General features: G+C 69.3%; 16 protein-coding genes. 7 read left to right on the top strand and 9 right to left on the bottom strand.

What is annotated here, in order from left to right; all coding sequences use genetic code 11:
* Nucleotides 1-279 precede the first annotated feature (279 nt).
* The 4 genes from ABD366_RS21690 to ABD366_RS21675 all read left to right on the top strand — a co-directional run bounded on the left by ABD366_RS21690 (nt 280) and on the right by ABD366_RS21675 (nt 4,561).
* Nucleotides 280-1,260 carry a tetratricopeptide repeat protein gene (locus tag ABD366_RS21690; RefSeq protein ID WP_324766310.1) on the top strand — a complete coding sequence of 327 codons (981 nt, stop codon included), beginning with the start codon at nt 280-282 and terminating at the stop codon, nt 1,258-1,260.
* Nucleotides 1,261-1,903: 643 nt separating this feature from the next.
* Nucleotides 1,904-2,533 (top strand): DUF6230 family protein, encoded by a 630-nt coding sequence (locus ABD366_RS21685; protein WP_324766309.1) that lies wholly within the window; start codon nt 1,904-1,906, stop codon nt 2,531-2,533.
* Between the two features lie 146 nt (nt 2,534-2,679).
* Nucleotides 2,680-3,240: a DUF6114 domain-containing protein gene (locus ABD366_RS21680; RefSeq protein ID WP_324766308.1), complete on the top strand. Its 561-nt coding sequence runs from the start codon at nt 2,680-2,682 to the stop codon at nt 3,238-3,240.
* Nucleotides 3,241-3,334: 94 nt separating this feature from the next.
* Nucleotides 3,335-4,561, top strand: coding sequence for a hypothetical protein (locus ABD366_RS21675; RefSeq protein ID WP_324766307.1), 1,227 nt, complete (start codon nt 3,335-3,337; stop codon nt 4,559-4,561).
* Nucleotides 4,562-4,699: 138 nt separating this feature from the next.
* Here the strand turns inward: ABD366_RS21675 and pyk are convergent, their stop codons facing one another.
* The 3 genes from pyk to pta all read right to left on the bottom strand — a co-directional run bounded on the left by pyk (nt 4,700) and on the right by pta (nt 9,536).
* Nucleotides 4,700-6,130: a pyruvate kinase gene (gene pyk, locus ABD366_RS21670; RefSeq protein ID WP_324766306.1), complete on the bottom strand. Its 1,431-nt coding sequence runs from the start codon at nt 6,128-6,130 to the stop codon at nt 4,700-4,702.
* A gap of 74 nt (nt 6,131-6,204) precedes the next feature.
* Nucleotides 6,205-7,428, bottom strand: coding sequence for an acetate kinase (locus ABD366_RS21665; protein ID WP_324766305.1), 1,224 nt, complete (start codon nt 7,426-7,428; stop codon nt 6,205-6,207).
* A 32-nt stretch (nt 7,429-7,460) separates the two neighbouring features.
* Nucleotides 7,461-9,536: a phosphate acetyltransferase gene (pta, locus tag ABD366_RS21660; protein WP_324766304.1), complete on the bottom strand. Its 2,076-nt coding sequence runs from the start codon at nt 9,534-9,536 to the stop codon at nt 7,461-7,463.
* A gap of 267 nt (nt 9,537-9,803) precedes the next feature.
* Between pta and ABD366_RS21655 the strand changes: the two genes are divergently transcribed.
* Nucleotides 9,804-10,829 (top strand): 6-phosphofructokinase, encoded by a 1,026-nt coding sequence (locus tag ABD366_RS21655; protein WP_324766303.1) that lies wholly within the window; start codon nt 9,804-9,806, stop codon nt 10,827-10,829.
* A gap of 125 nt (nt 10,830-10,954) precedes the next feature.
* Here ABD366_RS21655 and ABD366_RS21650 read toward each other — a convergent pair whose 3' ends face one another.
* The 4 genes from ABD366_RS21650 to ABD366_RS21635 form a co-directional block, all read right to left on the bottom strand.
* Nucleotides 10,955-11,575, bottom strand: a complete 621-nt coding sequence (locus ABD366_RS21650; RefSeq protein WP_411293619.1) for a helix-turn-helix domain-containing protein — start codon at nt 11,573-11,575, stop codon at nt 10,955-10,957.
* 201 nt (nt 11,576-11,776) lie between these two features.
* A complete protein-coding gene (locus ABD366_RS21645) occupies nt 11,777-12,604 on the bottom strand; it encodes a carbohydrate ABC transporter permease (RefSeq protein WP_324766301.1) in 828 nt (275 codons plus the stop codon).
* Nucleotides 12,605-13,411 (bottom strand): carbohydrate ABC transporter permease, encoded by an 807-nt coding sequence (locus ABD366_RS21640; RefSeq protein ID WP_324766402.1) that lies wholly within the window; start codon nt 13,409-13,411, stop codon nt 12,605-12,607. It lies immediately after the preceding gene.
* A 96-nt stretch (nt 13,412-13,507) separates the two neighbouring features.
* Nucleotides 13,508-14,875, bottom strand: a complete 1,368-nt coding sequence (locus ABD366_RS21635; protein WP_324766300.1) for an extracellular solute-binding protein — start codon at nt 14,873-14,875, stop codon at nt 13,508-13,510.
* Between the two features lie 214 nt (nt 14,876-15,089).
* Here ABD366_RS21635 and ABD366_RS21630 point away from each other — a divergent pair, with 214 nt between their 5' ends.
* Entirely contained in the window at nt 15,090-16,133 is a 1,044-nt protein-coding gene (locus ABD366_RS21630; protein WP_324766299.1) for a YncE family protein, read from the top strand.
* 10 nt (nt 16,134-16,143) lie between these two features.
* Here ABD366_RS21630 and ABD366_RS21625 read toward each other — a convergent pair whose 3' ends face one another.
* On the bottom strand, nt 16,144-16,821 hold the full coding sequence (locus tag ABD366_RS21625) for a response regulator (protein ID WP_324766298.1): 678 nt from the start codon (nt 16,819-16,821) through the stop codon (nt 16,144-16,146).
* Nucleotides 16,818-18,479: a sensor histidine kinase gene (locus ABD366_RS21620; protein WP_324766297.1), complete on the bottom strand. Its 1,662-nt coding sequence runs from the start codon at nt 18,477-18,479 to the stop codon at nt 16,818-16,820. Before ABD366_RS21620 ends, ABD366_RS21625 begins: the two co-directional genes overlap by 4 nt.
* Before the next feature lie 214 nt (nt 18,480-18,693).
* Between ABD366_RS21620 and ABD366_RS21615 the strand changes: the two genes are divergently transcribed.
* Nucleotides 18,694-20,073 (top strand): cation:dicarboxylate symporter family transporter, encoded by a 1,380-nt coding sequence (locus tag ABD366_RS21615; protein ID WP_324766296.1) that lies wholly within the window; start codon nt 18,694-18,696, stop codon nt 20,071-20,073.
* Nucleotides 20,074-20,436: the final 363 nt, after the last annotated feature.

The following is a 20,436-nucleotide window of genomic DNA, read 5'->3' as shown; positions in this document are numbered from 1 at the left end:
ACCATGGGGTGCCCTCCGGTGCCGCCCCGGGGACAGTTACGCTACGACTCGTAGCGAAAGCTCATCTCGTACGGCCGACTCGGTTCTGCACCCCGGGCGGTCACGACGAGCGGCAACCACAGGTGCCGGGTGGGGACCCGGTACCGACGCCACGGGTGCCGGGTGGGGACCCGGCACTTGAGTATCAGGCCGAGTCCGCTCCGTACGCCTCGCAATCCGGCGGGAGGCGACGGAGAGGACCCGGCCCACAACTGTCCGCGGAAGGGGGAGACTGTACGCATGCAGCCACGGAACATGTCCATGAGCGGAGTCGTCGATCTCGCCGCGGTGAAGGCGGCCCAGGAAGCCAAGGCGAAGGCGGAGCAGGCGCGCGCCGAAGCGGCCCGGCAGGGTGGCGGGTCCGCCGCCGTGTCGCCGTCGAGCCTGGTCATCGACGTCAATGAGGCGGACTTCGAGCGCGACGTACTGCAGCGCTCCACCGAAGTGCCCGTCGTCATCGACTTCTGGGCCGAGTGGTGCGAGCCCTGCAAGCAGCTGAGCCCGCTGCTCGAGCGCCTCGCAGGCGAGTACAGCGGCCGCTTCGTGCTCGCCAAGATCGACGTAGACGCCAACCAGATGCTGATGCAGCAGTTCGGGGTTCAGGGGATCCCCGCTGTGTTCGCCGTAGTCGCCGGGCAGGCGCTGCCCCTCTTCCAGGGCGCGGCTCCCGAGGCCCAGATCCGCGGCACCCTCGATCAGCTGATCCAGGTCGCCGAGGAGCGCTTCGGGCTCACCGGCATCGTCGTCGACGGGAACGCGGGGGATGCGGAGGGCGCCGCACCGGTCGTGGAGGCTCCGGCCGGTCCCTACGACGCGCTCCTCGAAGCGGCCGTCCGCGCTCTTGACGCGGGCGACCTGGCCGGTGCCGTCCAGGCGTACAAGAACGTGCTCTCCGACGATCCCGGCAACAGCGAGGCCAAGCTCGGCCTCGGCCAGGCCGAACTGCTCCAGCGCGTGCAGGGCGTCGACCCGCAGGCGGTCCGCAGGGACGCCGCAGAGAAGCCGGGTGACGTGGCCGCGCAGATCGCCGCCGCCGACCTGGACCTGGTCGGAGGCCATGTCGAGGACGCCTTCGGCCGACTGGTCGACGCCGTGGCCCGCTCGGCCGGCGACGACCGGACCGCGGCGCGCGTCCGGCTGCTGGAACTGTTCGAGATCGTCGGCGCCGACGACCCGCGTGTGACCACCGCGCGTACGGCTCTGGCCCGGGTTCTGTTCTAGGCCGGTAGTGACCTGTTCCTAAACGCCGCGGCATGTGATGCCAAGGTGAAAATTCTGTCCCCAGGGACACACAGCGGCCACGCTTTACCAAAACTTGGTAAACGTGGCCGCTGTTACTTGGAGTAAGTCGGGGGCAGGCATCCGTCCGGTTCTGTACCGGAATAAACCATCTTGGCGATGGCCATGGCGGCACCCTGCGTCGCCGTTCGATGTCGGGCGGTCGTTGTTCGGTTATCCGTCCGTTACCCGTGAGTAACGAACCCCCTTGTGCGAGCGCCGGGAATGCACCACGATCGGGCACGCTCGGTCCACTCCTCACCGTCCGACAGCCACTCGGGCAGCGAGGGTCTTGGGTCCCCACCGGGCAGGCCGGCGGTGAAGCCTTGGGGAGCGCCGTCGGTCTGGGACAGGGGGGTCTCGGCCATTTTCCGGCTGAGCCTGTCCAGCAGGTTGCGCGTGATGGTTCAGGTGCGACCAGTGGTTGTCGCTCGGGGGTGATCGCCGGTGATCAAGGTGCGAATGTGCGCCTCCGATGCAGGCGCTCTCCTTCCCGAGGACGTAGCACTTCTCCCATCCCTGCCCGGCTGAGCCGCTGCATTGGGCAGTCAGGGCCGGAGATGTACGTCCGAGAAGGAGGAAAGTCATGAAGTCCGTGACTCGTGGTGGAACCAGATGGAAGCGGTTCGCCGTAGTCATGGTGCCGAGCGTCGCGGCTACAGCCGCGATAGGTGTCGCCCTCTCGCAGGGCGCGCTTGCGGCATCGTTCAGTGTGTCGGGTCAGTCGTTCAAGGTGCATGTCGACAAGCTCGACGCCCACGGCATGGTCCAGTACGGCGCCATCGACGCTGAGAAGAACGGGACCCCTCACCCGGTCTCCGTCTCGGCGTTCAAGAAGGCCAAGCTCACCAACATGTGCCAGTCCGTGGTGACGAAGATCCCGGGCCTCGGTGACATCACGCTGGTGCTGAAGGCCGGTGGCGGCGGTAAGCCGGCGGTTGCCGACAACATCTACATCGATGTCGCGCAGCTCGACGCGGATGCCACGTTCAAGGACATCAACATCGGTGTCGCCGCCGGGTCCTCCAGCAAGGGCCCCGGCATGAAGGGCGGCAAGGAGCAGGCCGACCCGAACGGGTTCGCCCAAGAGGCGGACCGCGCCATCCTGACCGACGTCGACCAGACGGCCTGGGCGACGAGCGCCGGCACGTTCAAGCTCAACGGGCTGAACATGAGCCTGCACAAGGGCAGCGGCAAGGGCATCGAGTGCTACTAGGCCTCACCGCCTAGCGATATCCCTCGCCACATCACGCCTCACGGAAGGGCGCGGGGGCATGGTCCGCATCATCTGGCCGAGGCCCCCGTGCCCGTACCGCACACATCACCACCGAACAAAACGCCAGTCCTGAGGAGCTGTACGACATGAGCGCCGAAGCGCAAGCAGGGGTGGGCGACAGGTTCGGCCACGCACGCCGGACGTTCCGCACTTGGCGCGGCCAACGTCCCTTCTGGGCAGGTCTGCTGACCCTGCTCGGCGGCATCCCGATCATGTACTTCCCGTACGCGAACCTCACGCTCGGCACGATGACGATCCGGATGGCCACCACGGCCGGCGCCGGGTCGTTGATCATCGGTGCCCTGCTTGTCGTGCTCGGCATCACGATGTGGTTCCAGTACCAGTCCCGCATCTTCGCGGGCGTCGCGGCGATCCTGCTCGCCCTGGTCTCCCTTGTCGTCTCCAACTTCGGCGGATTCGTCATCGGCTTCCTGCTGGCCCTGATCGGCGGCGCCCTGGCCATCTCCTGGGCCGAGGCCAAGCCGCAGGACAAGGGCGCGACGGTGGACGCCGGCGACGCCCGGCCCGAGGACGCGGCGGCCGTGCCGCCCGTCACGGGGGCCACCTACCGGGTCGCGGGCGCAAACCACGACGAGTCAGGGACGAGCCCGGACAACGGGACGAACGGGAGGCACCGTGCCGGCTGACGAGGTGCACCACGAGGACTCCGCGGGGGAGTCCCGTGCGAGAACCGGGCCGCGGCATGCAGCACCGAGGAAGCATCTTTTCACCAGGTTGCACATGCCCGCGGGCAAGGCGATAGCCATCGCGGCCATGCCCACGGCCGTACTGATGGGGATCGGGCTGACGCCGACGCTGGCGTTGGCCGAGGACAACCCGACCAAGTTCTCGGTGGACGACTACAAGGCGTGCGCCGACGCGGTGCAGGCCGAGCGGGACGCCAAGTCCGGCAAGACCGCCACCGACGACAAGGCCGACGACAAGGACAAGGACAAGGCTCAGGAGTCCCCGTCCGCGTCCGAGTCCACGGACAAGGACGCCGGCAAGGACACCGACAAGGGCGAGGACACGAAGGACGAGGCCACCCCCTCGCCCTCGGCCTCCGCCAGTGGCGGCTCCGGCTCCAGCGCCGACGAGGAGAGCAAGGACGGCAAGGCGGCTCAGGACACCGCCACCCCGTCCCCCTCCGCGTCCGAGACCAAGAACCCGCTCGACCCCCTGGGGCTCGGCGACGCGCTCAAGGACCTGTTCGCGCCGAAGGACAAGGAGACGGCCGGCCCGACTCCCAGCCCGTCGGCATCGGCCTCGGAGTCCGGTTCCGAGGACGGTTCGAAGGACGGCTCCAAGGACCTCGGCGACGCGGTCAAGGACACCGTCGACGGAGTCGGCGACACGGTCAAGGACACGACCGACAAGGCCGGCGACGCGGTCAAGGACACGACGGACGGCCTCGACAAGGCCGCCGAGGACGCCAAGAAGAAGGCGGAGGAGGCGGCGACCCCGTCCCCGAGCGCCAGTGGTGTCCCGGACAACTGCCCGGTGGCCACCGACGCCGAGGGTGACAACGAGAACACCCCGGTCCAGCTGCCCGACAAGCCGTGGCAGCTGGAGGCCAGCTCCCTCACGCTCAAGGGCGCGGACTACCAGGGCATCGTCAACGTCAAGATGGCCGACGGCTCCACCAAGCGCGTCATGAAGTACGTCATCTCCAACGGGACGGACATCGGGGATCTGCACCAGATCGCCCCCGGCCCGAACGGCAAGTCGTTCCACATCCGCTCGGACAAGGGCTCCACGTCCACCATCCGGGACGGGAAGACCACCATGTACACGGAGGAGCTCTCGGGCAATCTGCTCGGGCTCATCCCCATGACGTTCAACGCGGACAACCCGCCGCCGATCAACCTGCCGATCCTGTACTTCACCAATGTGAAGGTCACGCAGGCGGCGCAGTTCGGCGGGACCCTGCACGTGCCCGGTCTGACGTCCACGATCGAGGACAGCTGACCGAACCGGTCCCTACCGGTCCCCCCAAGGGGGAAAAGACCCATCCGGGAGCCGCAAGAAACGCCGAGGGCGCCCCCTGTCTCGTACAGGGGGCGCCCTCGGCGCGTGTTCCTGGAGCCCGCGGGCCCCGGGGGGCCGTCAGTCGCGGCCGCCGTTGCCCAGGTGGTGCACCCGGACCATGTTGGTGGTGCCGGGGACGCCGGGGGGCGAACCGGCGGTGATGACGACCGTGTCGCCGTCGTTGAAGCGGTTCAGCTTGACCATCTCGGTGTCGACCAGCTCGACCATGGCGTCCGTGGTGTCCACGTGCGGCACGACGTAGGACTCGACGCCCCAGCTCAGCGAGAGCTGGTTGCGGGTGTTCTCGTCCGTGGTGAAGGCCAGGATCGGCTGGGCCGCGCGGTAGCGGGACAGACGGCGGGCCGTGTCACCGGACTGCGTGAAGGCGACCAGCGCCTCGCCACCCAGGAAGTCGGCGATCTCGGCGGCGGCACGGGCCACCGCACCGCCCTGCGTACGCGGCTTCTTGCCGGGCACGAGCGGCTGCAGCCCCTTGGAGAGCAGCTCCTCCTCGGCCGCCTTGACGATCTTCGACATCGTCTTGACGGTCTCGATCGGGTACGCGCCCACGGACGACTCGGCGGACAGCATGACCGCGTCGGCACCGTCCAGGATCGCGTTGGCGACGTCGGACGCCTCGGCGCGCGTGGGGCGCGAGTTGGTGATCATCGACTCCATCATCTGGGTCGCGACGATCACCGGCTTGGCGTTGCGGCGGCACATCTCCACGAGGCGCTTCTGCACCATCGGGACCTTCTCGAGCGGGTACTCGACGGCGAGGTCGCCACGGGCGACCATGACGGCGTCGAAGGCCGCGACGACGCCCTCCATGTTGGCGACGGCCTGCGGCTTCTCCACCTTGGCGATGACGGGGACCCGGCGGCCCTCCTCGTCCATCACCTTGTGGACGTCCTTGACGTCACCGGCGTCGCGCACGAAGGACAGGGCGACCATGTCGCAGCCCATCTTCAGGGCGAAGCGCAGGTCCTCGATGTCCTTCTCGGACAGGGCCGGCACGTTGACGGCCGCGCCGGGCAGGTTGATGCCCTTGTGGTCGGAGATGACGCCGCCCTCGACGACGATCGTCTTGACCCGCGGCCCTTCCACCTCGACCACACGCAGCTCGACGTTGCCGTCGTTGATCAGGATCTGGTCGCCCTTGGAGACGTCGCCGGGCAGCCCCTTGTAGGTGGTGCCGCAGATCGACTTGTCACCGGGCACGTCCTCGGTGGTGATGGTGAACTCGTCACCGCGCACCAGCTCGACGGGGCCTTCGGCGAAGGTCTCCAGACGGATCTTCGGGCCCTGGAGGTCGGCGAGGACGCCCACGGCGCGGCCGGTCTTCGTGGCGGCGGCCCGCACCCGGTCGTAACGACCCTGGTGCTCGGCGTGCGAGCCGTGGCTGAAGTTGAAGCGGGCCACGTTCATACCGGCTTCGATCAGCGAGACGAGCTGCTCTTCGGAGTCGACGGCGGGGCCCAGCGTGCAGACGATTTTGGAACGGCGCATGGGGGCGATCCTATCGGTTTGTTTCGCTACGGAATATTCCGTCTGGTGGAAACTACAAATGGGCGGGTGTGCGCTCAGGCGTTGCGGTTCTCCGGCGGAGCGACCAGGGCGTAGGTCTGCTGGGCGATCTCCAGCTCCTCGTCCGTCGGCACCACGGCGACCGCCACCCGGGCGTACTCGGGCGAGACGATCCGGGCCTCGTCGGAACGTACGGAATTGAGTTCGCCGTCGACCGCGAGCCCCAGCTCCTCGAGGCCCGCGACCGCAGCCTCCCGCACCGGCGCCGAGTTCTCGCCGACCCCGGCGGTGAACACGATCGCGTCCACCCGGCCGAGCACCGCGTAGTACGCACCGATGTACTTCTTCAGACGGTGGATGTAGATGTCGAAGGCGAGCCGCGCCTCCTGCTCGCCCTCGTCGACGCGGCGGCGGATCTCCCGCATGTCGTTGTCGCCGCACAGACCGATGAGGCCGCTCTTCTTGTTGAGCAGGACGTCGATCTCGTCCGCGGTCATGTTCCCCACCCGCATCAGGTGGAAGATGACGGCCGGATCGACGTCTCCTGAACGGGTACCCATCACCAGGCCCTCAAGCGGCGTGAGGCCCATCGATGTGTCGACGCAGATCCCGCCGCGCACCGCGGAGGCCGAGGCGCCGTTGCCCAGGTGCAGGACGATGACGTTGACGTCCTCGGGCTCCTTGCCGAGCAGCTGCGCCGTCCTGCGCGACACGTACGCGTGCGACGTGCCGTGGAAGCCGTAGCGCCGGATGCGGTGCTCGTCGGCGGTCTTGATGTCGATCGCGTACCGCGCCGCCGACTCCGGCATCGTCGTGTGGAACGCCGTGTCGAAGACCGCGACCTGCGGCAGGTCCGGGCGCAGCGCCATCGCGGTCCGGATGCCCGTCAGGTTCGCCGGGTTGTGCAGCGGCGCCACCGGGATGAGCCGCTCCACCTCCTTGAGCACCGCGTCGTCGATCACGGTCGGCTCGGTGAAGAACTTGCCGCCGTGCACCACGCGGTGGCCGATCGCGGCCAGCTCGGGGGAGTCGATGCCGAGCCCGTCCCGCGCCAGCTCGTCGGCGACGGCCTTGAGCGCCTCCTCGTGGTCGGCGATCGGCTGCTCCCGCTCCCGCGCCTCACCGCCGCCGGTCAGCGGCGTGTGCTTGAGGCGCGAGGTCTCCTCGCCGATGCGCTCGACGAGGCCCGCGGCGAGCCGGCTGCTGTCGCTCATGTCGAGCAGCTGGTACTTCACCGACGAGGAGCCGGAGTTGAGGACGAGGACTCGGGTCGCAGTCACGGAAAGGGTGCCTTTTCGTCGGGTACGAGGGTTCAGTTGGCCGGCGTCTGGGCCTGGATCGCCGTGATGGCGACGGTGTTCACGATGTCCTGCACGAGCGCGCCGCGGGACAGGTCGTTGACCGGCTTGCGCAGCCCCTGGAGGACCGGGCCGACGGCGATCGCGCCGGCCGAGCGCTGCACGGCCTTGTACGTGTTGTTGCCGGTGTTGAGGTCCGGGAAGATCAGCACGCTGGCCTGGCCCGCGACCTCGGAGCCCGGCAGCTTGGTGGCCGCGACACTCGGCTCGACCGCGGCGTCGTACTGGATCGGCCCCTCGATCCTCAGGTCGCCGCGCCGCTCGCGGACCAGCTCGGTGGCCTCGCGCACCTTGTCGACGTCGGCGCCGGAGCCGGAGGTCCCGGTCGAGTACGACAGCATCGCGATGCGCGGGTCGACGCCGAACTGGTCGGCGGTGCCCGCGGACTGCATGGCGATGTCGGCGAGCTGGCGGGCGTCCGGGTCCGGGTTCACGGCGCAGTCGCCGTAGACGAGGACCTTGTCGGCCAGGCACATGAAGAAGACGGAAGAGACGATCGCGGCGTCCGGCTTGGTCTTGATGATCTCGAAGGCGGGCCGGATGGTGGCGGCCGTGGAGTGCACGGAGCCGGAGACCATGCCGTCGGCGAGGCCCTCCTGGACCATCAGGGTGCCGAAGTAGTTCACGTCCGCGACCACGTCGTGCGCCAGCTCCACGGTGACGCCCTTGTGGGCGCGCAGCTCCGCGTACGCGGCGGCGAACCGGTCCCGCAGCTCGGAGGCGTGCGGGTCGATCAGCTCGGCGTCCGCGAGGTCGACGCCCAGGTCCGCGGCCTTCTTGCGGATCTGCTCGACCGGGCCCAGCAGGGTCAGATCGCAGACGCCGCGGCGCAGCAGGACGTCGGCGGCGCGCAGCACCCGCTCCTCGGTGCCCTCGGGCAGCACGACGCGCCGCTTGTCCGAGCGGGCCCGCTCCAGGAGCTTGTGCTCGAACATCATCGGCGTGACGCGGTCCGTGGCGGGCGCCTGGATGGTCCTGAGCAGCCCGGCCGTGTCGACGTACCGCTCGAAGAGGCCGAGGGCCGTCTCCGCCTTGCGGGGCGTCGCGGCGTTCAACTTGCCCTCCAGGGCGAAGAGTTCGGCCGCCGTGGGGAACGAGCCGCCGGAGACCGCGACCACCGGGGTGCCGGGCGCGAGCCGGTCGGCGAGCTTGAGGATCTCCTCGCCGGGCCGCTCGTTCAGGGTGAGCAGGACGCCCGCGATGGGCGGGGTGCCGGCGCTGTGCGCGGCGAGCGAGCCGACCACCAGGTCCGCGCGGTCGCCGGGGGTGACGACCATGCAGCCCGGGGTCAGGGCGTTCAGGAAGTTCGGCAGCATGGCGCCGCCGAAGACGAAGTCCAGGGCGTCCCGGGCCAGGCCCGCGCCGTCGCCGAGCAGCACTGTGCCGCCGAGCGCGTGGGTGATCTGCGAGACGGTCGGCGCGGAGAGCGCGGGCTCGTCGGGCAGGACGAAGGTCGGCACCGGCAGATGCGCCGCGAGCTTCTCGTGGATCGCGTCGCGGTCCTCGGCGGCGACCCGGTTGACGATCATCGCCAGGACGTCGCAGCCCAGGCCCTCGTAGGCCCGGTAGGCGTTGCGGGCCTCGGCGCGCACCGACTCGGCGGTCTGCTTCCTTCCGCCGACGACCGGCAGCACGGACGCGCCGAACTCGTTCGCGAGGCGGGCATTGAGCGCCAGCTCGTCGGGGAGCTGGGTGTCGGCGTAGTCGGTGCCGAGCACGAGGACGACGTCGTAGTCGCGGGCAACCGCGTGGAACCGGTCGACCAGGCGTGAGAGCAGCTCGTCGGTGCCCTGCTCGGCCTGGATCGTGGAAGCCTCGCCGTAGTCGAGGCCGTACACGCTCGCCGGGTCCTGGGACAGCCGATAGCGCGCCCGCAGCAGATCGAAGAGCCGGTCGGGGCCGTCGTGGACGAGCGGGCGGAAGACGCCCACCCGGTCGACCTGGCGGGTCAGGAGCTCCATGACTCCCAGCTCGACGACCTGGCGGCCGTCGCCCCGGTCGATCCCGGTCACGTACACGCTCCGCGTCACGCGTGCTCTCCGTCTCCGTCGAGGCCCAAAAAAATGGCCGTAATGAAAGCCGTGCCCTCTTGACAATACCTCTGGCGGTGGCTAGGACGCCCGCCGGACAAAGGTCCTGTACAGCGGGGTACGGGTGCCCCTGTACAGCGGGGTTCGGGTGCCCCTGCACAGCATGCCGAAGCGCCCCCCGTGACGTGTGCGAACGCAGCGGCTCCCGGAGCGTGGAAGAATCGCAGTGGCTCACACGTACCGGCAGCGAGCAGGAGACACAGCACGATGCGTATCGGAGTTCTGACCGCAGGCGGCGACTGCCCTGGACTGAACGCAGTGATCCGGTCGGTCGTGCACCGAGCCGTCACGCACTACGGCGACGAGGTGATCGGCTTCGAGGACGGCTACGCGGGCCTGCTCGACGGCCGCGCCCGGCCCCTCGATCTCAACGCGGTGAGCGGCATACTCGCCCGTGGCGGCACCATCCTCGGCTCGTCCCGTCTGGAGCGCGACAAGTTCCGCGCGGCCTGCGAGGACGTCAAGCAGCTCGCCGAGGCGGGCGGTTTCGACGTCCTCATCCCGATCGGCGGCGAGGGCACGCTCACCGCGGCCCGGATGCTCTCCGACGCGGGTCTGCCCGTCGTCGGCGTTCCGAAGACGATCGACAACGACATCTCCTCGACCGACCGCACCTTCGGCTTCGACACCGCCGTCGGCGTCGCCACCGAGGCGATGGACCGCCTCAAGACGACCGCCGAGTCCCACCAGCGCGTGATGGTCGTCGAGGTCATGGGCCGGCACGCGGGCTGGATCGCCCTGGAGTCCGGGATGGCCGGCGGCGCCCACGGCATCTGCCTGCCCGAGCGGCCCTTCGACCCGGCGGACCTGGTCAAGATGGTCGAGGAGCGGTTCGCCCGCGGCAAGAAGTTCGCCGTCATCTGCGTCGCCGAGGGCGCGCACCCCGCCGAGGGCAGCATGGACTACGGCAAGGGCGCGATCGACCAGTTCGGCCACGAGCGCTTCCAGGGCATCGGCACCGCTCTCGCCTACGAGCTGGAGTCCCGGCTCGGCAAGGAGGCGCGGCCCGTCATCCTCGGCCACGTGCAGCGCGGTGGTACGCCGACCGCGTACGACCGGGTGCTGGCCACGCGGTTCGGCTGGCATGCGGTGGAGGCCGCGCACCGGGGGGAGTTCGGGAAGATGACGGCGTTGCGGGGTACTGACATCTCCATGGTGCCGCTCGCTGACGCGGTGACCGAGCTGAAGACGGTCCCCAAGGACCGGATGGACGAGGCGGAGTCGGTCTTCTAGGCGCGGAGTCCCGTCTGCGGGGTGCGGTTCGTCTTCTGGGTGCGGCGTGCGTCGTGGCTGGTCGCGCAGTTCCCCGCGCCCCTGAAGTGCGCACTTCGTGCGGCCCCTCAGGGACGCGCCGCCCATCACGGGTTGCGGATCCTCGACCAGAACTCGTCCAGGATGCGGTCCAGGAAGTCGCGGCCCGCGTCACCGGACTCCGCCGACGTGCCGCCGCCCCAGCTCAGCGTCGCCGCCATCAGCGCCTGGTACTCCAGGTGCATCTCGTGCAGGACGTCCTCCGCCTCGCGCCGCTGCACCGGTACGAGCCGCGTCAGCGGCCGCACGTACGCCTGCCAGCGTGTGGTCGCCGCGCTGCGCAGCAGTTCCGTCAGCGGTGCGTCCCGGCCGGTCACCGTCGAGAACGCGCGCGGTGTGAGCCGCAGCGTCCCGGCGAGCGCGCTCGACTGGCGGTCGTTGCCCCGCCACTCGCCGGTCTCCTCCATGCGCAGATACGCGTGGATCTCGACGCCGGCCTCCCGGGCCACGTCCTCCGGCGCGAGCCCGAGCGCCAGCCGGTGCTCGCGCAGCGTGCGGGGCGCGCCGATCAGTTCGCCCGGGGAGCACCACAACGCCCCCGCGAGAGCGGTGAGTTCGCTCGCCATCGGCGCCGCTTCACCGCGCTCCCAGGCGATGATCGTCTCCGGGGTTATGTGCGCGAGTCCGTACGACGCACGCATGCCGTACGCGACATGGCCCGGGGCCATTCCGAGCGCCTCACGGAGGCGACGGGCGGCGGGGGCGTTGAACGGAGGGGTGGGCTGCTGAGACGCGGCGGTGTGCTGCACGGGCACAAAGTAGGGGGGAACGGCCCGCTTGGCTACGGTGCGTTCGTCTTGCGTCACATGTCGTAGGAACGTACAGGTGGGAAAGGCGTCCGGAAGGCGTCGGACGGCGTCCGAAAGGCGTCAGCCCTTGACGGCGCCGCCGAGCGCGAAGCCCCCGCCGAAGCGGCGTGAGACCAGTACGTAGAGCAGGATCACCGGCGTCGAGTAGATGATCGAGAACGCCGCGAGCTGGCCGTAGACGACTGTGCCGCGGTTGCCGAAGAAGTCGTTGATGCTGACCGACGCCGGCATCTGGTCGGGGGAGAGCAGCAGCATGAACGGGACGAAGAAGTTGCCCCACATCATGGCGAAGCAGAACACCGTGACGACGGCGACGCCCGGGCCCATCAGTGGCAGCACGATCCGCACCAGTGACTGGAAGGTGCTCGCGCCGTCCGTCCACGCCGCTTCCTCCAGCTCCTTGGGCACGCCGTCCATGAAGTTCTTCATCAGCCAGATGGCGAACGGGAGTTGGGAGGCGGTGAAGAAGTAGATGGTGCCCGCCATGGTGTCGATCAAATTCACCTGCACGAACAGCGCGTACACCGGGACCATGATCGCCGTGATCGGCAGACAGGTCGCGAAGAGGATCGTCGCCAGGTACGGGTTGTTCAGGCGCGAGCGGTAGCGGGAGAGCGGATACGCGGCGAGGGCCGCGCAGACGACCGTGAGGGCCGTCGCCCCGCCGCACAGGATCAGGCTGTTCAGGAGCGGCGTGAAGGTGATGTCCGGTTTCAGGACCGCGTCGAAGTTGTCGAGCGTGGCGTGCGCCGGGAACTTCACCTTCAGGTTCGCGTCGGCGTCCAGGGAGGACAGGACCACCCAGGCCAGCGGCAGCGCGAAGGCGAGGGCGACGAGGGTCAGGGTCGCGTCGGCGGTGAGCCGGGTTCGGGTGCGGCGGCGGGTCACTCATGCCTCCGAGCGCAGCAGGCGCATGTAGACCAGCGAGAACAGGGAGCCGACCAGGAGGAGCAGCAGTGCGACCGCCGTGCCGTAGCCGATCATGCTCTTCTGGAAGGCCTGCTCGTACATGAACAGGGGGAGGGTCTGGCTGTGGTTGCCGGGGCCGCCCCGGGTCATCACCCAGATCAGGCCGAAGACGGACAGCGTCTGGAGCGTGTTGAGCATCAGGTTCGTGCCGATGGAGCGGCGGATCATCGGCAGCGTGACGTGCCAGAGGCGCTGCCAGGCGTTGGCGCCGTCGACCTCGGCGGCCTCCGTGACCTCTTTCGGGATCTCGGAGAACGCCGCCGAGTAGACGAGCATCGAGAAGGCCGTGCCGCGCCACATGTTCGCGAACGACACCGCGAGGATCGGCAGCGTGAACAGCCAGTTCTGGCCGGGCAGATGGAGCCAGTCGAGGATCGCGTTCAGGGTGCCCTCGCGGCGGAAGAACGCGTAGAGGAGGAACCCGGCGACGACCTCCGGCAGCACCCACGCGGTGACGACCACGGCGCCGGTGACCGTGCGCACCGGTTTCGAGGCGCGCTGCATGAGCGCCGCGAGGGCCATGCCCAGGGTGTTCTGGCCGACGATCGACGACAGGAACGTGAAGACGAGCGTGAGCCGGACGGCGTTGAGGAAGGCGTCGTCCCGGAACGCGGCCGTGAAGTTGTCGAAGCCGACGAAGGACGACCCCGCCTGGCCGGTGAGCTGGAGATCGGTGAACGCGATGTAGGCGCAGTAGGCGATCGGTCCCGCCAGGAAGAGGACCATGATGATCGTGGCCGGTGCGATGGGCAGGGCGCGCAGTGCGGTACGGCGGCGGGTCACGTGACGGTGGTCCCCTTCCAGTTCTCGACTCCTGCCGGATCAGGGCTTGTTGACCACCTTGCCGTCGGCTGCCGTCTTCACCTGCTCGTCGTAGGTGGAGGCCGCCTCGTCCACCGAGGAGTCCCCGGTCGTCACCGACTCCATCGCCTCCTGGATCGCCGTGGAGACCTTCGGGTACGCGGGGTAGGCCGGGCGGTAGTGCGTCGTGGCGACCAGGTCCGTGAAGAACTTGATGCCGGGCTGCGCCTTCACGTACGCCGGGTCCGCGGCGACGTCCTTGCGCACCGAGATGCCGGAGTTGGCGATGTACCAGCGCTGCGCGTTGGCCTTGGTCTGCATCGTCTTGATGAAGTCGAACGCGAGGTCGGGGTTGCCCGCCTTGGCCGGGACGGCCCAGGTCCAGCCGCCGGACATGCTGACCTTGCCGGGTGCCTGGCCGTTCTGCGTCGGCATGTGGGCGAGCCCCAGCTTCTGTGACCACTCGGGCCATTCGTGGCCGCTGCCCTTGATCCAGTCCTGCGGCAGCCAGGAGCCGTCGAGGTTGATGCCGAGCTTGCCCTTGGGCAGCATCTCGCCGCGTACGCGGGTCGCCCAGTTCGGGTCGAGGGCGTCGGAGACGTCGGGGCCGAGCTTCTCCTCGAAGACGGTCTCCACGAACGAGAGGCTGTCCTTGAAGGACTTCGAGCCCGCGATCCACTTGTTCGACGAGGTGTCGTAGAGCGGATCGGCGCCGCCGCCGTCCGTCCCGTACAGCAGCATCTCGAAGCCCTGCATGGTCGCGGCCTCACCGTTGGGCTTGCCGGTGTAGACGTTGAGCGGGATCGCGTCGGGGACCTTCTTCTTGATGGTGCGGGCCGCGTCGAGGACCTCGGCCCAGTTCTTCGGCTGCCACGGCGTCGTGATGCCGGCCTTCTCGAAGATGCCCTTGTCGTACCAGAGGCCGCGGGTGTCGGTGCCGTCCGGGACGCCGTACGTCTTGCCGTCCTGGGCCTTCGCCGCCGTCTTCGCCGTGTCGATGAACTGGTCCCACTGCGACCACTTGTCGAGGTACTGGTCGAGGGGCTTCAGATAACCGCTGGTGATGTCCGAGTTGATGAGGAACGTGTCCTCGTAGACCAGGTCGGGTGCTGTCTTGGGGGAGCGCAGCATCTGCTGGAGCTTGGTGTAGTACTCGGAGTCCGGGGCCTTGATGGGGACGAGTTCGACCTTCTTGCCCGGGTGGGCCTTCTCGAACTGCTTCTTCATCGCGGCCAGATAGGTGTCCATGACCTTGATCTGGTTGTCCGTGGACTGCTTGAACGAGACCTTGATCGTGTTCGCGTCGCTGCCGGAGCCGCCGCCGCAGGCGGTGAGCGTTCCGGCGGCCAGCAGGGCGGTGGCGACGAGGAGAGGGGCGGTGGGGCGCACAGGCACGACCTCCTACGGAGCTCACGGGCATCGTTGCCGCGCGGGGCTGCCCGGAAACGTACGGGCCGGTCCGGACCAAGGTCAATGGGTGTGCAGCGTCCCCCGTGGTGGCGGTGGGACCCCTGAGACGGAGTAGAAAGTTAGGTAAGGCTAAGCTAACTTACTCCTCGGGTGGTTTCGCAACGCCCCCGCCTCAGAAGGAGATTGACGCCGCATGCCTCGCATCACGCCCAGGATCCGCCGTTCCGCCGCTGTCGTGGTGGCCCTCGTCGCAGGCGCGTCGGTGGCCCCCGCCGCTGTCGCCTCCCCCGGCGGTACCGGAGCCGCCCCTGTCTCCGCGCCCGTCACCAAAGGCCTCTACCAGTCGGCGTACTCGGAGCGGAACCACGTCCTGTGGACCGCGTCGGCCGTGGGCCGCCCCCCGGTGACCGCCTCCGCGCTGAGCAAGGTCGACCCGAAGACGCTGAAGGTGCTCGCGACCTACACCCCGCCGGTCACCGACGCGGACACCGGCGCCCTCGAGGCGGTCTACGGCATCGCGGTCGACGACGAGCACAACACGGTCTGGGTCACCAACACCCGCGACAACAGCGTCGCCGTCTACAGCCAGCGCGACGGCGCGCACCTCGCGACCCTGCCGAACGTCGCCCACGCGCGCGAGATCGCCGTCGACGAGAAGCACAACACGGTGTGGGCGAGCGGCTTCGGCGACGGCAGCCTCGTCGCCTTCGACAGCCGTACGTACAAGGAGAAGAAGCGCGTCACCGTCGAAGGCGCGGGCCCGACCGGCGTAGCCGTCGACGAGCGCACCGGCACGGTCTACGCCGCCGACCTCACCAACGACCAGCTCATCGTGGTGAACCGCAGGTCCACGACGCCGAAGCTCATCCCGACCGGCGACGGCCCCATCTCCGTCGCCCTATCCAAGAACGGCCGCACCGCCTACACGGCCGACAACACCGCCGGCACCGTCTCCGTCGTCGACCTCGACAAGGGCATCGTCAGCAAGTCCGTGCCCACCGGCGCGGGACCGCTCTCCGTCGCCGCCGACGACCGCTCCGGAGCCGTCGTCGCCGTCAACCGCACGGACGCCACCGCCACCGTCGTCGACCCGCGCAAGGGCACCGTCGTCAGGACGGTCACCACCGGCGCCAACCCCAACCACGTCGAGATCGCGGCCGGCACCGCCTACGTCGTCGACAAGTCCGGCACGGGCCCGGCGGCCGAGGACCTGCTCACCCGCTTCCGGGTCCGCTGAATCCGGGGCGTCACTTCCACGTGTAGATCAGCTCGGGCCTGCCGACCTGTCCGTACTGCGGGCTGCGCTCGGCCAGGCCCGCGTCCACCAGATGCTCCAGGTAGCGGCGCGCGGTGATGCGCGAGATGCCCACCGACCCGGCGGCCGACGTCGCCGTCATGCCGTCGGGCGCGGACTCGCGCAGCGCCTGCGTGACCCGCTCCAGGGTGGGCGCGCTCAACCCCTTGGGCAGGGCGGCCGGCGCGGGGGAGCGCAGGTTGGCCAGGGCCCGGTCGACCTCGTCCTGCCCGGTCGCCTCCCCGCTCGACGTGCGGTACTCGGCGTAGCGCGCGAGCCGGTCGCGCAGCGTGGCGAACGTGAACGGCTTCAGCACGTACTGCACGACACCCAGCGAGACACCCTCCCGGACGACCGCCAGGTCGCGGGCCGACGTGACCGCGATGACGTCCGCGTGATGCCCGGCCGCCCGCAGCGACCTGGCCAGCGCGAGACCGTGCCCGTCGGGCAGATGCAGGTCGAGCAGGATCAGGTCGACGGGCGCCCGGTCCAGGGCACGGCGGGCCTCGGCCGCGGTGTGCGCCTTCGCCACGGTGACGAACCCGGCCACCCGGTTGACATAGAGGGCATGGGCGTCGGCGGCGACAGGATCGTCCTCCACCACCAGGACTCTGATCCGCGGGTCCGTCATGGTGTTCCGTCCTGAGAGGTCGTCGCGGTACCTGTCCTCACGGCCGAGAGTGAGGTCGTGGTCGTACCCGTCCCCAGCGGCAGCAGCGCCGTGAACGCGGCCCCGCCCTCCGCCGGGCGGGCCAGCTCCAGTGTCCCCCCGTTCCGCCGCACCGCCTGCCGTACGAGAGCCAGGCCGAGGCCGCGACCGCCCGGCCCCGCCGGCTTCGTCGACCAGCCGCGCTCGAACACCGCGTCCGAGTGTTCGGGATCCACCCCGGGCCCGGTGTCCGTGACCCGCAGCAGCAGGGCATCCACCGTGGCGCGGGCGGTGACCGTGACCCGGGCGCGCGGGGAGCCCTGCGCCGCGTCCACCGCGTTGTCGATGAGATTGCCGAGCACGGTCACCAGATCGCGGGCGGCCAGCGCCTGCGGCAGCAGCCCGTCGTCGATCCGCGTATCGCCGGACACGACCAGCTCCACCCCGTGCTCGTTGGCCTGCGCCGCCTTGCCGAGCAGCAGTGCGGCAAGGACGGGCTCGCTCACCGCGCCCACGACCTGATCGGTCAGCGTCTGGGCCAGCTCCAGCTCCGCGGTGGCGAAGTCGACCGCCTCCTCGGCGCGGCCCAGCTCGATCAGCGACACCACCGTGTGCAGCCGGTTCGCCGCCTCATGGGCCTGCGACCTGAGCGCCTGCGTGAACCCGCGCTCCGAGTCCAGCTCGCCCATCACCGACTGGAGCTCGGTGTGATCGCGCAGGGTGACGACCGTGCCGCGCCGGTTCCCGCTGGCCACCGGCGACGTGTTCACGACCACCACCCGGTCGGCCGTCAGATGCACCTCGTCGACGCGCGGCTCGGCCGCCAGCAGCGCGCCGGTGAGCGGCGCGGGCAGCCCCAGCTCGGCGACGCCCCGGCCCATCGCGTCGTCCCCGACCCCGAGCAGCTCGCGGGCCCCGTCGTTGATGAGGGCCACCCGCCGCTGCCCGTCGAGCATCACCAGACCTTCGCGGACGGCGTGCAGCGCGGCCTGGTGGTAGGCGTGCATCCGGCTCAGCTCGGATGCGTTCATCCCGTGCGTGTGACGCCGCAGCCGCGCGTTGATGACATACGTGCCGATACCGCCGAGCACGAGCGCGGCGCCGGCCACCCCGGTCACGGCCAGCACCTGCCCGCGCGCCTGCGCGGTGATCTCGTCGATGGTGATCCCGGCGCTGACGAGCCCGACGACCCGGTGCCCGTCCCCGTAGACCGGCGTGACCACCCGCACCGAGGGCCCGAGCGTGCCCGTGTACGTCTCCGGGAACGTCCGGCCCTTCAGAGCGGGCCCGATGTGCCCCAGGAAGCGCTTGCCGATCTGCTTCTCGTCGGGGTGCGTCCAGCGGATGCCGGCCGGATCCATGATCGTCACGAAGTCCACGCCGGTGTGCCGCTGCACATCGAGCGCGTACGGCTGCAGCCGCTCCGACGGATCCCCGGACCCCTCGATCGCCGCACGCACCGAAGGCGAGTCGGCGACCGCGGTGGCCGCCGCCGTCGCCTGCCGCTGCGCCGCGTTCTGCGCCTGATTGCGGTCACTGATGTACGTGAACAGGGCGCATCCCGCGACCACGACCGCGACGAGGACGGCCTGCATCGCGAAGAGCTGGCCGGCCAGGCTGCGGGGGAGGGGGAAGCGCATGCCGCCAGTGTGCCCGGTCGTATAAGTGCGAACTAAATGAACGGAAGGGTGACGGTCCTCACGGCCTGGGAGATAGTCACCGGGATCCGCAGACCGTGAGCCGCACGGACTGTGCGTACACGAATCTTTCCGGAACCCCTGACGGACTCCTTCCGGAAGCCCTTCAGAAACGTTCCAACGTTCCAGTACGCCGACGTCGTCGTCAGGAGGAACCGTGGCCGAGACCGGGACCGCGACCAAGCCCCCCGCCGCAAAGCGGGACCGCACGCACTATCTCTACATCGCTGTCATCGTGGCCGTGTTGCTCGGCATCGCCGTCGGCTTCATCTGGCCGGACTTCGCCAAGGAGCTCAAGCCCATCGGCACGGGCTTCGTGAACCTGATCAAGATGATGATCTCGCCGATCATCTTCTGCACGATCGTGCTCGGCGTGGGTTCGGTCCGCAAGGCCGCGAAGATCGGCAAGGTCGGCGGCCTCGCCCTCGGCTACTTCATCGTCATGTCGATGGTCGCCCTGGCCATCGGCCTGCTGGTCGGCAACATCCTGCACCCCGGTGACGGCATGCACCTCACCGAGGCCACGAAGGAGGTCGGCCACACCGCGGCCAAGGACGCCGCGGAAGGCCCGGTCGACTTCATCCTGGGCGTCATCCCCCACACACTCGTCTCGGCGTTCACCGAGGGCGAGGTCCTGCAGACCCTCCTCGTGGCCCTCCTCGTCGGCTTCGCGCTCCAGGCCATGGGCCGCTCCGGCGAACCGGTCCTGCGCGGCGTCGAGCACATCCAGAAGCTGGTCTTCCGCGTCCTCGGCATGATCATGTGGGCCGCCCCGCTGGGCGCCTTCGGCGCGATGGCCGCCGTCATCGGCGAGACGGGCGTGGACGCGCTCAAGGCCCTCGCCACGATCATGGTCGGCTTCTACGTCACCTGCGCCCTGTTCGTGGGCATCGTGCTGGCGCTCATCCTGCGCTTCGCGGCCGGCTTCAACATCTTCACCCTGCTCAGGTACCTGGGCCGCGAGTTCCTGCTGATCCTGTCGACGTCGTCGTCCGAGTCGGCGCTGCCGCGCCTCATCGCGAAGATGGAGCACCTGGGCGTCAGCCGTCCGGTCGTCGGCATCACGGTGCCGACCGGCTACTCCTTCAACCTCGACGGCACGATGATCTACCTGACCATGGCGTCCCTGTTCATCGCGGACGCCATGGACCAGCCGATGAGCGTCGGCCAGCAGATCGGCCTGCTCCTCTTCATGATGATCGCCTCGAAGGGTGCGGCCGGTGTCTCCGGCTCCGGCATCGCGGTCCTCGCGAGCGGACTCCAGTCGCACAAGCCGGCTCTGGTCGACGGTGTCGGCCTCATCATCGGCATCGACCGCTTCATGAGCGAGGCCCGCGCGCTGACGAACTTCGCGGGCAACGCGGTGGCTACGTTGCTCATCGGGACGTGGACCGGAGAGGTCGACCGGGACCGGGTCCAGCGGGTGCTCGCCGGGGAGCTGCCGTTCGACGAGCGGACGCTGCTCGACTCGAGCGACGACGACTCCGAGGTGCCGACGCCGCGTGGCGGCGAGGCGAAGGAGCCCGTCAAGGTCTGAGTCACCTTGGGGAGCGGGGTCCGGCACACACGTGCCGGGCCCCGCTTTTGTACTACCGGCCCGGGTGGCGTAGGGTCCTTCGAGTTGCCCCGGAGCCGATGGTTCAGCACCGGGACGTCACCTCCGCCGCTGAAGCGGCAACCCAACACCAGCACGATCTCCCGTCCGGGATTGTTTTCGGCATGTCCATTCGGCGTGCCCGTTATCAATTCGTATTCGGGTTGCGAACGACCTGACCGATTCGATCCATCCGATCGATCCGATTAGGAACTGCCGCAGGGATCCGCTAATGTTCGGGACGTCGGAACGGCCCAACAGCCGGAAAGACACCCCCGGTTGACTGGGAATCAGGCCCGAAAGGAT

This window comes from Streptomyces kunmingensis (assembly GCF_039533535.1).
In the GTDB taxonomy this organism is placed as follows: domain Bacteria; phylum Actinomycetota; class Actinomycetes; order Streptomycetales; family Streptomycetaceae; genus Streptomyces; species Streptomyces kunmingensis.
The sequence above is the reverse complement of the archived record's forward strand: the minus strand, read 5'-3'. Positions and strand labels throughout refer to the sequence as shown.